Source organism: Pseudarthrobacter sp. NamE5, from assembly GCF_005796225.1.
GTDB lineage: Bacteria > Actinomycetota > Actinomycetes > Actinomycetales > Micrococcaceae > Arthrobacter.
The window spans coordinates 153797-165836 of record NZ_VAHO01000003.1; the positions used below are offsets into that span (position 1 = coordinate 153797).

13 protein-coding genes, 1 tRNA gene and 1 other RNA gene are annotated in these 12040 nt (G+C 63.6%); 7 read left to right on the top strand and 8 right to left on the bottom strand.

Annotated features, from left to right (window positions below):
* Window positions 1–9 precede the first annotated feature (9 nt).
* An RNA gene (gene ffs / locus FDW84_RS05960) (signal recognition particle sRNA small type) lies at window positions 10–106 on the bottom strand.
* A gap of 45 nt (window positions 107–151) precedes the next feature.
* Entirely contained in the window at window positions 152–475 is a 324-nt protein-coding gene (locus tag FDW84_RS05965; RefSeq protein ID WP_138607509.1) for a YqfO family protein, read from the bottom strand.
* Window positions 476–803: 328 nt separating this feature from the next.
* Between FDW84_RS05965 and FDW84_RS05970 the strand changes: the two genes are divergently transcribed.
* Window positions 804–888: transfer RNA gene (locus FDW84_RS05970), tRNA-Ser, on the top strand.
* Window positions 889–966: 78 nt separating this feature from the next.
* Here FDW84_RS05970 and FDW84_RS05975 read toward each other — a convergent pair.
* Window positions 967–1887, bottom strand: a complete 921-nt coding sequence (locus FDW84_RS05975; protein WP_138607512.1) for an oxygenase MpaB family protein — start codon at window positions 1885–1887, stop codon at window positions 967–969.
* A 219-nt stretch (window positions 1888–2106) separates the two neighbouring features.
* Window positions 2107–2343, bottom strand: coding sequence for a hypothetical protein (locus tag FDW84_RS19665; RefSeq protein WP_171046665.1), 237 nt, complete (start codon window positions 2341–2343; stop codon window positions 2107–2109).
* 193 nt (window positions 2344–2536) lie between these two features.
* Between FDW84_RS19665 and FDW84_RS05980 the strand changes: the two genes are divergently transcribed.
* The 3 genes from FDW84_RS05980 (at window position 2537) to FDW84_RS05990 (ending at window position 5425) form a co-directional block, all read left to right on the top strand.
* Complete coding sequence (locus tag FDW84_RS05980; RefSeq protein ID WP_171046691.1) at window positions 2537–3739, top strand: M23 family metallopeptidase; 1203 nt, start codon at window positions 2537–2539, stop codon at window positions 3737–3739.
* Between the two features lie 108 nt (window positions 3740–3847).
* A complete protein-coding gene (locus tag FDW84_RS05985) occupies window positions 3848–4333 on the top strand; it encodes a glutathione peroxidase (protein ID WP_138607515.1) in 486 nt (161 codons plus the stop codon).
* Window positions 4334–4495: 162 nt separating this feature from the next.
* Complete coding sequence (locus FDW84_RS05990) at window positions 4496–5425, top strand: phosphodiesterase (RefSeq protein ID WP_138607517.1); 930 nt, start codon at window positions 4496–4498, stop codon at window positions 5423–5425.
* A 100-nt stretch (window positions 5426–5525) separates the two neighbouring features.
* Here the strand turns inward: FDW84_RS05990 and FDW84_RS05995 are convergent, their stop codons facing one another.
* Together FDW84_RS05995 and FDW84_RS06000 are read right to left on the bottom strand one after the other, a co-directional pair.
* Window positions 5526–6941 (bottom strand): stealth family protein, encoded by a 1416-nt coding sequence (locus tag FDW84_RS05995; RefSeq protein ID WP_171046672.1) that lies wholly within the window; start codon window positions 6939–6941, stop codon window positions 5526–5528.
* Between the two features lie 277 nt (window positions 6942–7218).
* A complete protein-coding gene (locus FDW84_RS06000) occupies window positions 7219–8148 on the bottom strand; it encodes a Cof-type HAD-IIB family hydrolase (RefSeq protein WP_138607521.1) in 930 nt (309 codons plus the stop codon).
* Window positions 8149–8294: 146 nt separating this feature from the next.
* On the opposite strand from FDW84_RS06000, the gene FDW84_RS06005 reads away from it, so the two are divergent.
* Complete coding sequence (locus FDW84_RS06005; protein WP_138132825.1) at window positions 8295–8594, top strand: type II toxin-antitoxin system VapB family antitoxin; 300 nt, start codon at window positions 8295–8297, stop codon at window positions 8592–8594.
* Window positions 8587–9258 (top strand): LytR C-terminal domain-containing protein, encoded by a 672-nt coding sequence (locus FDW84_RS06010; RefSeq protein WP_138607523.1) that lies wholly within the window; start codon window positions 8587–8589, stop codon window positions 9256–9258. Before FDW84_RS06005 ends, FDW84_RS06010 begins: the two co-directional genes overlap by 8 nt.
* Window positions 9259–9352: 94 nt before the next feature.
* Here the strand turns inward: FDW84_RS06010 and FDW84_RS06015 are convergent, their stop codons facing one another.
* Together FDW84_RS06015 and FDW84_RS06020 are read right to left on the bottom strand one after the other, a co-directional pair.
* Window positions 9353–10003, bottom strand: coding sequence for a TetR/AcrR family transcriptional regulator (locus FDW84_RS06015; RefSeq protein WP_138607525.1), 651 nt, complete (start codon window positions 10001–10003; stop codon window positions 9353–9355).
* Between the two features lie 56 nt (window positions 10004–10059).
* Complete coding sequence (locus FDW84_RS06020) at window positions 10060–10758, bottom strand: DsbA family oxidoreductase (RefSeq protein WP_138607527.1); 699 nt, start codon at window positions 10756–10758, stop codon at window positions 10060–10062.
* Window positions 10759–10977: 219 nt separating this feature from the next.
* Between FDW84_RS06020 and FDW84_RS06025 the strand changes: the two genes are divergently transcribed.
* The gene (locus tag FDW84_RS06025; RefSeq protein ID WP_138607529.1) at window positions 10978–12039 is read left to right on the top strand and encodes a glycosyltransferase family 4 protein; all 1062 of its coding nucleotides are present in this window, start codon (window positions 10978–10980) and stop codon (window positions 12037–12039) included.
* Window position 12040: the final 1 nt, after the last annotated feature.

Here is a 12040-nt window from a genome sequence, read left to right on the forward strand (position 1 = left end):
TGGGGGAATAGTAAAGACCCCCCATGCACCCGCCAGAGCCCATTTACCCTTGCTACCTTCCGGTCCTGGGGGAGTTCAACAGGATGACGCCACATGAGGGGCCGTCAGATACTTTACCCGAACTTCCAGCACGACTCGAATCGACCCAAGATCAGCGCCAGTCCTCCACCTGCCAACTCATAAAGGCCGGTTCCTCGTAGGGATGGGCCGCCCGCAGTGCGGCAACCACGCCCGCGAGCAAAGCTTGATCAACCACGCACTCGATCCTGTCCTCGGCTGCCTGTTCCGGCTGCCCGACCCTCCCCAGGTACGGCTCGGCACCTTCCTGGGGAGTGAACCTGCCCGTTCCTGGCGTGACAAAGGAGCAGCGCGAGTACTTGCCAACCTTTCCTGCGCCGGCATCGCCGATAGCCGCCAGGACCTGCTCGGTATGGGAGCGGGGGACGTAAATCACCAAGGCATGAAGTTGGTTCATGCCCTCCATCGTGCCGGAACCACCCATGTCAGCGCACAGGATCCGTTGCGTATCCCTGCAGGTCCCCTGATCATGGATATATACACCGATTGGGGCAAGCTCGAGGTTGTGAGCTGCCTGGCCTGGCCGAACGGACCGGACCCGGCAGCTCAACGGTGTTCCGCTGGAAATGGGCGCGTTGGGGGCGTCCATTTTCGTGGTTAAGCAGGGAGGGTGCATGCCTCTCGGCGTGTTTGCGAACGCCCCTTCCGGCAGCTTTGCCTGAGCCAATTGGGCGATGCGCAAAAGATCAGGTAATCTAGTACCTGCTTTTGATTCAGAAGCAGATGGAGAATTCGCCTAGCGGCCTATGGCGCACGCCTGGAACGCGTGTTGGGTTAACGCCCTCGGGGGTTCAAATCCCCCATTCTCCGCACGGTTGGAACCCGGCCCCTGCATGCAGCGGCCGGGTTCTTCCTTTTTGTCTCCATTTCAAGCGCTGTCCGCGCTTATCATATGTCTGTAGCCGGCACGCCCAGCCTCCGGAGCCGCTCCCTGGCGGCCAGCTCGCTGGGGCCCCTCCTTCCGAGCGCAAGGCGTACGACGCCGAGAACCAGCTTGGTTGCGGACCTCACGGGCAGAGCCACGGGGCCCAGCCGTGGAACAGAAAGTCCGAGCATGCGGCGGTACCTTGGCTCGAGGCTGTACACCGCCCCGGCGAACAGGACCCGGTAACCGGGCCGGAGCATCCTGTTCAGCGGCGGGTTCCGGATGAATTCCACCGTCTCTGCCACTCGGGCGTCCACGCGAAGTTCGCCGCTGTCGTACCAGCGGTCCAGTTGCCTGTGCATGTCCTCCTCGGTAAGCGGCGGGTCCTCCACCCCCATCAGCCTGCCCGCATGGGCCCATTCCCGTACATACGCGTTCGGCCCTCCCGGGATGCTGCCGCCCCACAGCTTGTGTGCTGTCAGGAACGCATCAGTGAAAGTGAGGTGTATCCAGCTGGCAAGTTCCGGATCGTTGGCGCTGTAGGCGCGTTCCGCCCCGCTGTTGTCGCTGTAGGTGCCCCGCACAGTTTCATGCAGTTGACGGACCCTCCGTGAAGCTTTTCCCGCGGCTTCTGTGGAGCCGTACGTGACGGTGAAGATCCACCGGATGGTGTTGGCAAGCCTTCCCAACGGATCCTCGCGAAAGTTCGAATGTTCGTGAACGCCTGCCAGGGCGCCCGGGTGCAGGGACTGCATAAGCAGCGTGCGGATTCCGGCGACAATGGGTGACATCGAGCCGTGCACAGCCCATACAGCAGACCCGGGCAGATGGTAGCCGGGGTCGCCGCCTTCCGCAAGATCGAGCTGCCACTGCGGAACGCCTTCAGAGCCGTTGCTGAACGTGCGGATCAGGCGTCTCTTAACGGGACTCAGAATGCTCTTCATGGACGCCCTCCTGTGGAAACTTGGTGGGTCTTGGCTAATCGTAAGCACAAGGCGGCAGGTCCAATGACGCCGCCCGCCAAAAACACAATGGGGGGCACCCACAAAAAAACCGCAATGTGCAAATGCAGGGTTCACACGCTCCCAGCCGATGTGTTCCCATAGGAGGTACCGTCAAGACAGAGGGCGGTTGGCCAGTCCTGGAGATCATCTCATGGGCACTCACGCGGTATCCGGGAAGGACGCCAAAAGCCCCAAAGGGTTCTGCCTGCCTGCTGCGCGTGCAGTGGCGGCCACGGGGGTGCTCGCCGCCTCCGTATGGGCACTGAACCTATCTGGTGGCGCACCCGAGGCAGGGACAGCCACGGCCTCCGCCGTTCGTTCCGGCGCGGCCATGGGTGCTGCGGGCGTTCCGGCGCGTTCCGCTGCCCCGGCCCGTGCCAACACTGCCACTGGCATGCCCGGCAGCGCTGAGGCTGGCCTGCTGCCCCTGGACGGCCTTGTTGCCGGCCCCCAGACTGAGGCCCTCCTGACGGCCGCCGAAGTTGAGATCACTTTCCCGCGTCCTATGGTGGGCGGGGCTGGCGAGGAAACCTCCCCACCGTTGTCCGCGCAGCTGACAGGACTTGGCAGGCCGCCGGCGGGTTATCTTATGGCGCCCCTCAAACTGCTGAGTCCCTCGTCGCCCTTCGGGTTCCGGGTCAGCCCGTTGACTGGAGCTGACGGGGACTTCCATCTTGGCCAGGACTATGCGGCTCCATGCGGTACACGAGTCTATGCGGCCGATTCGGGATTGGTCCGTGCAGCGGGCTGGCACCCCTGGGGCGGCGGCAACCGGGTGGAGATAGATCACGGCAACGGGCTCATCACCACCTATAACCACCTTGAGTCCATTGCGGTCCGCAGCGGAGACTCCGTCAACGTTGGTGAAGTTATCGGCCGGGTGGGTTCCACCGGTTGGTCCACCGGTTGCCACCTGCACTTCGAAACAATCCTCAACGGGCGCCACGCCAGTCCACTTAAGTGGCGCCTGATACCGCTCATACCACTCGGCGTGGGAGAGGCCGACCTGCGGACGTACGTGCCGGAACCCGGTGGGCCGTCGACCGGACCCGTACGCTGGACCATTCCGATGGGGCAGGGCAGCGAGCCTCCGCCGGCTCCCCGCTGGTTGAATTGGCCGACGACGTCGCCCGCCTCGACGTCCAGTCCATCATCCTCGCCGTCGGCGCTATGGCCCGCCGATTCAGGGACGGCGGGCCCGTCTCCGACGCAGCCCTCTGATCCGGGGACGGCGGGCCCGTCTCCGACGCAGCCCTCTGATCCGGGGACGGCGGGCCCGTCTCCGACGCAGCCCTCTGATCCGGGGACGGCGGGCCCGTCTCCGACGCAGCCCTCTGATCCGGGGACGACGGGCCCGTCTCCGACGCAGCCGTCCGATCCGGGGACGGCGACCCCGTCTCCGACGCAGCCGGCCCCGAGTGATCCTGCACCGGAGCCTGCGCCGAGTGATCCTGCTCCGGCTCCGGTGGAGCCTGCGCCGAGTGATCCTGCTCCGGCTCCGGTGGAGCCTGCGCCGAGTGATCCTGCCCCTGCACCGGTGGAGCCTGCGCCAAGTGAGCCTGCCCCTGCACCGACTGTTGCCCCTGCGCCAAGCCAGCCTGCCCCTGCACCGGTGGAGCCTGCGCCAAGCCAGCCTGCCCCTGCACCGGTGGAGCCTGCGCCAAGTGAGCCTGCCCCTGCACCGACTGTTGCCCCTGCGCCGAGCCAGCCTGCCCCTGCACCGACTGTTGCCCCGACAGCCTCAGCCCCAACCGAACCTGCACCCACGACGAGCCTGTCCGCCACGCCGTAACCTCCGGTTTTATCGGGGCGGCCTCGCAAGGAAAACCAAGCCGGGGCCAGTACGGTTGTCCCTTGGTGACGAATTCCAAGCATGGACAACTACCCGAGGACGCAGCCTGTGACCCCCTTGTACCCGATCCCGCTGACCCTGAACGACGGTACTGCCACCGACTTCGGCAGATTCAAGGGGAAGGTGGTAATGGTGGTCAACGTTGCGTCCAACTGCGGTTTCACGCCCCAGTATGCGGGGCTGGAGACGCTTTATGAGAAGTTCCGGGACCGGGGCTTTGAGATCCTGGGCGTCCCCTGCAACCAATTCGCCGGTCAGGAACCGGGCACGGACAGTGAGATTGCGGAGTTTTGTGAGCGGAACTTCGGCGTGACGTTCCCGCTGACTGTCAAGGCAGACGTCCGCGGGAAGAACCAGCATGCGCTGTACGCGGAGCTCACCAAGTTCAAGACCGGGCTGCTGCCTGGGTTGGTGAGATGGAACTTTGAGAAGTTTTTGGTCAGTCGGGATGGGGATGTGGTGGCCCGCTTCGCGCCGACCGTGGAGCCGGATGCGCCGGAGGTCATTGACGCCATTGAAAAGGCCCTTGCCTGAGTGTGGCTTCCAGCCGAATGCAGACCTGCAAAAGCGCAGTTCTTTCATCTTTTTCCACATCACCTGCGGCAATTTACCCAAAATTTGCCCAATGTCTGATTGGATAAATATTACTGAAGGGTACAAGGGAAGCGCCGTTTCCCACCGACCACAGAGGCAGCAATGGAGCACATCGAGGCCGAACACCCCCGGCCGCGCCACTTCCTACTCCACCTGAGTGATCCCCACTTGATGGGCGGGCCGGATCCCCTTTACGGCGTCGTCGACAGCGAGGCGCGCCTCATCCAACTCTTCGAAGAGGTGAAGGCATCCGGGGCGCGGCCGGAGGCAGTGATCTTCACGGGAGACCTGGCTGACAAGGGCGAACCGGGAGCCTATGTAAAGCTTCGGGCCATCGTTGAACCGGCATGCAGGGAACTAGGTGCAGAAATCATCTGGGCCATGGGAAACCACGACAACCGCGCCAACTTTCGAACGGGCCTGCTTGATGAGCCGGCCGCTGACCATCCCGTGGACAAGAGCTATTTCATCAATGGGCTCCGGGTTATCACCCTGGACACCACAGTGCCGGGCTTTCATCACGGGGAGCTGGGCGCGTCCCAGCTGGAATGGCTCACTCGGCAGCTGGACACGCCTGCCCCCGACGGCACCATCCTGGCACTGCACCACCCGCCCGTGCCTTCAGTTCTCGACCTTTCGGTGCTGGTCGAGTTGCGGGACCAGGCATCGCTCGAGGCAGTCATCCGGAATTCGGATGTCCGCAGCATTCTCGCCGGGCACCTGCACTACTCGACGACGGCCACTTTCGCCGGCATCCCCGTCTCGGTGGCTTCCGCGAGCTGCTACACCCAGGACCTGAACGTGCCGGCGGGAGGCACTCGCGGGCAGGACGCCGGTCAGTCCTTCAACCTGGTGCACGTATACGAGCACACGATCGTGCACTCGGTGGTTCCGCTGGGCAGTTCGAGGACGGTGGGGGAGTACGTCTCCCCGGAAGAGACACAGCGACGGCTGGCTGCCGCGGGCATCCGGATCCCAGAGACCGCGAAGCAGCGGAACAGCGCGAAGCTCGGGCTGCCTGCGGGCGGTTAGAGCTCCTGCCCAGCCGGAAACCTGGCAGACAGAAACGCAGGCGAACAGGGCCGCCCTCCCGGTATCGAATCACGGGAGGGCGGCCCTGTTTTTTTGCCTTCTATTTTTCCCAGGGCGCCTTGATCGGGAAGTACTTTTCCAGGAAATCGGTGACCAGTTTGGCCCGTTCGTCAGCGTCTACCTCGGGGAAGCTGCCATCATTCAGGCAGAAGAAGTCCATGTTCCGCTTGGACAAGAGCTTTGGCAGGTAGTTCAGGCCCACCCGCATCGTGGTGTCAATGTAGCGGACCTTCGCGGCCGTCTGTGTCACGGCGCGTCCCGTGAGCAGGGCGTAGTAATGGTAGAAGGAGTTGGTGACGGAGATGTTGTCCGCTGCCCGGAAACGGCTGGCTGCCGTCTTGCGGAACTCCTCGGGGAACTCACGCTCCATTTTCGACACCACGCTGCGCCGCAGGGGTGCGGCGCAGTGCTCCAGGTGGCGTGTGGTGATCCGTCCAAACCTGTTCCATAGCAGTTTTCGGTTGACCCTGGCTGCGTTCTCGAAGCCGCTGCGTTCTGCAGCATTCTCGCCCAGGCCTATCCTGGTTTCGGCCTCGATGAACTTGGTGATGCCGCCAGGGGTGAAAAACAGGTCAGGGCTGACCGGCCGGCCAAAGAACATGTCGTCATTGGAGTACAGGAAATGCTCCGACAATCCTTCGATGTGGTGGAGCTGGCACTCCACGGCCTGTGAGTTGTGCGTGGGAAGGACGGAGGGGTCGGAAAAGAACTCCTCGCTGCGGACGATGGTCACCGACGGGTGTTCAGCCAGCCATTCCGGAGCCGGCGAATCCGTTGCGATAAAGATCCGGCGTACCCACGGCGCGAACATGTACACCGACCGGAGTGCGTACTTCAGTTCGTTGATCTGCCGGAAGCGGGCCTCGTGGTCATCACCCTCACCCAGGACCACGTCCTTCTGCTGGGCCCGCCTGGCCGCGATGTACTCGGGGGAGCTGCCGTCCACCCACGAGAACACCAGGTCGATGTCAAAGCTGATGTCGCTGGCGTGGTCGGCGAACATGTTCTCGATAGTGGGCCAGGTGTGCCCGTAGCGTTCGACGGTGCCACGCACCGCATCCTGCCGGAGCATCGTCCTGCGGGTGAGGGAGTTTTCGATCGGAAGGACGATCTCGTCGCCCTTGAAGGACCAAAGCTCGATCTGGACACCCGCGGACGCGCCGAATTCAAAGCCGCCCCCAGGCTCCACCCGGGGACGGTAGAGCCGGAAGATGCGCGTCTGCCGGTTGGTGGAAAGCTCGCCGTCGGCAACCAGGATGGAGGTCTTCTTCTTGGCATCCACGGTCATGGAGTAGAAGGGTTCATCCCGGCAGGCTTCCACCAGGGCCGCGCGGAGCTTCTTCCGGTCCTTCCAGTCCAGGGCTATGACGGGCCGGTCGTTGTTGCCCCGGACCAGCAGGTACGCCAGGCCTGCGTCCGCGAGGACAGTCCGCAGGAACAGCAGGTCCTCCACCATGGCCTGGTAGTGGGTCCTGTTGTAGTTGATAAGCGCATAACGTCCCCGGTGCCTGATGACGTCGGGACGGGGGTTCAGGCGGCGTTCCGCGGCAGCGGAGGTAGCTTCCTCGTGAAATTGTTCTTCTACGGACGCCTGGCCACCGAAGTAGACCTCGTCCTGTACCGGTGCTTCTGTAATGGTTGTCTCCGTGCTGGTGAAAGGTGAGCGTTGCTACGTGCATGATAGCCCTGCCGGGGTAACTGCAGGTTGCCAGCGCACTCGGCCGGAAGGGGGCTTAGGCGCCCAGCGCCTCCCGCCAGCTGCGCAGGAACGCGCCGCCGGCGTCGTCGTGAATAACGGATTCCCCAAGGCCCAGGTCCCCTGCGGTGAGGATGGTGTACGGCTTCGCCGGAATCCCGTCCGCGGGGCGGACGTCCACGTGCTTGACCGCGTGATCGTTGTGGTGCAGCCAGTCTGCCATGGCGTAGTCCGTGCGCGAATCGCCCACGGTCCGCCAGGCTTCGGGGATGATGCCCTGTGCAGCGAGCAGTTCCACCGCCCGGCTGGCGCCCAGGTCCTTGCCAAGCCGAACTGACTCAATGTCGGTGGAGATGATGGTGGGGTCAACGCGGTAGTCCACCTCGTCGTCGAAATTGGGGGCATGGTGGTCCAGCCGCACCACACCCAGCCCATGGCGCGCCATCAGGTCCACGGCGTCGGCGTCGAAGAGTTTCTGCTCCGCAAGGTAGTCCGCGCTGGGAACGCCGATGTGCTGCTCCACCGACACCATGGCACGCTTGGTCTCGTCAAAGAACATGTGCGCCGCGTAGTCCTCGGCCACCATGCGGCGGACGTCGTCGCCGTAGGCTGCCGGCACGGCGAGTTCACGGTCCACGTGTATGGGGCCCGGACCGGCTGATGTGAAGCTGAACCACACGGCACCCTTCTCGCACACGGCATGGATGATGGTGCCGGCCGGAATTCCGGCGGCGATCATGGGTTCCATGACCTGTTCCCGGATAAAGGCATCCGAGCGTCCGGTGTTGAAAACAACCGGAATGCCGGCTGCGGCGAGGGCCACGAGGTCATCGATGATCTCCGGCTTCACATTGCGCGTGACAGGACTTGCCACCGGCCCGTCCACATCAAGCAGGAGCGCCAGTGGCGGCGCTGCCGGCGGGTGGGCTGCGGGTGCGGACACGGCAGGGGCCTGGGATGCTGTCATGGTCCTATTCTGTCAGCAGTGCCGGGGCAGGCCCGTGCCGGCACTGCTGGGGAACCAATGTGACACTTGGTCACTGTTTGGCCACAACCTGCAGTGGCAGGGGCTGGACACTTTCGCTCAGCACGCAGGATGCCTAGTGTGGCAAGGTGATCTTTAAAGCTGTGGGCGAGGGCCGCCCTTACCCCGACCATGGTTATACGACGCCCAAGGAGTGGGCTTCGCTCCCGCCGCGTCCGGTCCGGCTGGACGAACTCGTGACCACCAAGCGGACCCTCGATCTCGAGGCCCTGCTGGCTGAAGATTCCACCTTCTTCGGCGACCTTTTCCCGCACGTGGTGCAGTACCAGGGAACCCTGTACCTGGAGGACGGGCTGCACCGCGCGGTCCGCACGGCCCTGCACCAGCGCACCGCGATCCACGCCCGTGTCCTGGTGCTCGATGGCTAGGAAGCAGCAGGACCCCAGCGTCCTTCACGGCCACCACGTTGTCACCGGTTCCGAACTCCGTGCCACCTTCGATGCTGCCCGCGAGGCTGACGATACCGCCCGCATCCGCCGCCGCTCTTTGCACGGGGTGGTGCTGGTTCTCCTGATCGGTCTGATTGTGGCGGCCATCATCACCGCCCTGGCCATAATTGACGGCCGGCTGAAGGTCCCCGCCGCCGAGCCTGCCGAAGAGACAGTCTCCGCCTGCCCGGACTCAACCTTCGATTACACGCCCAACGATCAGGTCAACCTGAACGTTTACAACTCCACCAGCCGGCCAGGACTTGCCCGCACCGTGGCGGACGAGTTCCTGGCCAGAAAGTTCGTGGTGGGTGCTGTGTCCAATATCGACGCCGGTTACCGTGGCGTTGCCGCGGTAATTTCCGGCGCAGCCGGACAGGCGGCAGCCTTCACTGTGCAGCGGAACCTGGCGGGGTCCGACTACTTTCAGGACGGCAGGGCGGACGGCAGCGTTGATGTGGTCCTGGCGCAGGATTACAGCGGGCTTACGCCGCCGGAGCTCGTTGACCAGACGCCCGGAACACTGAGTTGTCCCCGCGAAAGCCGGCGCATTGCAGATGACCAGCAGTCACCGGTTGTCCTGACGGCGGCGCCCAGTCCATGAGGGCCGGCAGTTGCGCTGTCAGGCCAAGTTGCTGAACATCCCTGATGAGGACACAACTGACAGGACAACTCGAGGACACAACTGACAGGACAACTCAGCCGGTCACGGCAGGAAGCTTGGTAACCCGCAAGGGGTGGCCTGCGTCGTCGAATCGAGCGCCGGCGCCCAACTGGATGAAGCGCACCGTCCTGGCCACGCGCGCCTCCAGCTCGTTGGGTTCGTCGCTGCCCCTGGCGGCGCTGGAGGAGAGCGTGCCCAGGATCAGCTGTGCCTGCTGGTGGACGTCCGCAGCAGGCAGGTAGCCCTGTTCCATCCCGTCCCGCAGGATGCCCTGCAGCAGGACGCTCAGCTCGCCCACATGGTCGGCAAGTTTGGCAAAGGACGACGGCGACAGCACCGCTCCCATGGCGGGTCCAGGAGGCAGGTGGCGGCGGCTGAGGTCAACCACCTGGGCGCGCACGTACAGCGCCAGCCGGTCCACCGGGTTGCCCAGGCGGCTGAGCTCCTCGCGCAGCTCGGACAGAAACCTCTCTGTTTCCTCCAGTGCGTAGGAAATCAGCAGCTCTTCGATGTCCGCGTAGTAGTTGTAGACGGCGGTCCGGCCCACACCCGCGTGACGCGCCACGTCCGTCATGGTCAGCCCGGGCAGGCCGTGGGAGAACAGGAGCTCGCCAAAGGCTGTGAGGATGCGGCGCTGGGTGTCCGAACGTTGTTCGGCGTTGCTGGCCGCTGAAATCCTGGGCATACAGACACTTTACCGCTATGTGTCAGTAAACAGCCCTACCGGCATGACCCAGACAGCTAAACCTGGCACCCGTCGGGGCCGCAGGCGTCACCGTCGGTGGAGTTCACGAGCACCAGCGGGTTGGATTCCTGCCATGCCTGGTTGAGTGCCGCGGTGAAGGTTTCGGCGGGCTGAGCGCCCGAAAGCCCGTACTTACGGTCAATGACGAAGAACGGGACGCCGCTGATGCCCAGGGACCGCGCCTCCTCGACATCGGACCGGACGCTGCCCGAGTACTTGTCCGAGGTGAACAGCTCCTCCACCTCGCCGCGGTCTATTCCCAGCTCCTCGCCCAGCGATGTCAGGTATTCGCGGCTGCCGATATCCTTGCCGCGTTCGAAGTGGTCGCTCAGCAGGCGTTCCTTGGCTTCGTCCTGCTTGCCGTGCGCTGCGGCCAGGTGAATCAGCCGGTGCGCCGTAAAGCTGTTGGCAACCACCACTGCGTCGAAACGGTACTCGAGCCCTTCAACCCTTGCCTGCTGCGCCACGTGATCGAACATCTGTGCAACCTGCTGCATGGGGAGTCCCTTGCGGCTGCTCAGGTACTCCAGTTCGGTCCCCTCATAGTGTTCGGGCAGGGTGGGGTCCAGCTGGTAGCTGCGCCAGGTCACCTCCACTGAATCGCGGTGTGGGAAAGCTGCCAGGGCTGCCTCAAAACGGCGCTTGCCGATGAAGCACCACGGGCACGCGACGTCGGACCAGATTTCGATCTTCATGTCCTGCCCAACAGCGGGGTGTCACCTGCCATTCCATGGAGGGGCTGTGAGATCCAGCACAAGGGGTCTTGTCTGCGGGTGGTTCGTGGGCGATAGTCAGACTGTCGGCTAAGCAGACGCCTTCTTGTACTCCGAAAAGCATTCGCGGAGCTGCATGATCCGCGGGAGAGGTGCCCGGCCTACTGGGGAGCCCGGCCTGTCATTCCATGGAGGTCAGGGATGAGGATAGGACTGGTTGCAGGACCTTGGATCACGGTCCCGCCAATGACGTACGGCGGAACAGAAAGAGTGGTGGACAGCCTCGCCAGGGGCTTCACTGCTGCCGGACATGAGGTTTTACTGGCGGCACCGTCGGACAGTGGATGTCCGGTGCCGAGGGTGGCAGGGATGAGGCCCTCAATACCGGAGGAGTTGAACCTGACTCTTTCCGAGCTGAGCCATGTCGTCCGGGCGTACGCCGGACTGGATGAGGTGGACATCATTCATGACCACACGATGGCCGGCCCGCTTTATCTGCAGCGGCCGGAACATGTCCCCCTGGTGACCACGATCCATGGCTTGCTCAACGCCGAAGCCAGGGACGTTTACGGTGCCATTGCGCACAAAGCAGCAATCATTGCCATTTCCCGGGATCAGTGTTCGCGTGCTCCCGAAGTTCCTGTCACCCGCGTGATCCACCACGGCATGGACCTCTCATCCGTCCCGGTGGGGTCCGGAAGGGGAGGGTATCTGTGTTTCGTTGGCAGGGCTTGCCCGGACAAGGGGCTGCTGGAAGCCGTCATGATCGCCCGCGAGGCCGGAATTCCGCTGAGGATTGCCGTTAAGATGCGCGAGCGGGAAGAGGTCCGCTACTTCCGTGAGGTCATCGAACCCATTTTGGGACCGAACGAAGACTTCGTCGGCGAGGTGGATGATGCTGTGAAGTACGAACTGATGGGGGAAGCGGCGGCCTTCCTCAACCCGATCCAGTGGCCGGAGCCTTTCGGGCTGGTGATGATCGAGTCGCTGGCCACCGGAACCCCGGTAATCGGCACGTCGATAGGTTCAGCACCCGAAATTGTCGACCACGGACGCACAGGCTATTTGGGATCAACTTCACAATTGGCCGGCTTTATCCAGCAGGCTGCCGGCCTGGATCGGAAGGTGTGCCGGCAGGTTGTGGCGGAGCGGTTCAGCGAGGATCGCATGGTGAATGACCACCTTCGGCTGTTCACGGAACTGCTTGACGGCAGAATGCCGGCAGGGGTTCCGGATGCGGTGGCTTTGCACCAGAATCTTTAAG

Bases quoted from the DNA above. Each gene is read 5' to 3' on its own strand.
- FDW84_RS06020 (WP_138607527.1), bottom strand. From the start codon at position 10,758: ATGAAGATCGAAATCTGGTCCGACGTCGCGTGCCCGTGGTGCTTCATC.
- FDW84_RS19665 (WP_171046665.1), bottom strand. From the start codon at position 2,343: ATGCCAGTGGCAGTGTTGGCACGGGCCGGGGCAGCGGAACGCGCCGGA.
- FDW84_RS06000 (WP_138607521.1), bottom strand. From the start codon at position 8,148: ATGACAGCATCCCAGGCCCCTGCCGTGTCCGCACCCGCAGCCCACCCG.
- FDW84_RS05990 (WP_138607517.1), top strand. From the start codon at position 4,496: ATGGAGCACATCGAGGCCGAACACCCCCGGCCGCGCCACTTCCTACTC.
- FDW84_RS06015 (WP_138607525.1), bottom strand. From the start codon at position 10,003: ATGCCCAGGATTTCAGCGGCCAGCAACGCCGAACAACGTTCGGACACC.
- FDW84_RS06025 (WP_138607529.1), top strand. From the start codon at position 10,978: ATGAGGATAGGACTGGTTGCAGGACCTTGGATCACGGTCCCGCCAATG.
- FDW84_RS05975 (WP_138607512.1), bottom strand. From the start codon at position 1,887: ATGAAGAGCATTCTGAGTCCCGTTAAGAGACGCCTGATCCGCACGTTC.
- FDW84_RS06010 (WP_138607523.1), top strand. From the start codon at position 8,587: ATGGCTAGGAAGCAGCAGGACCCCAGCGTCCTTCACGGCCACCACGTT.
- FDW84_RS05965 (WP_138607509.1), bottom strand. From the start codon at position 475: ATGAACCAACTTCATGCCTTGGTGATTTACGTCCCCCGCTCCCATACC.
- FDW84_RS05995 (WP_171046672.1), bottom strand. From the start codon at position 6,941: ATGGTGGAGGACCTGCTGTTCCTGCGGACTGTCCTCGCGGACGCAGGC.
- FDW84_RS05980 (WP_171046691.1), top strand. From the start codon at position 2,537: ATGGCGCCCCTCAAACTGCTGAGTCCCTCGTCGCCCTTCGGGTTCCGG.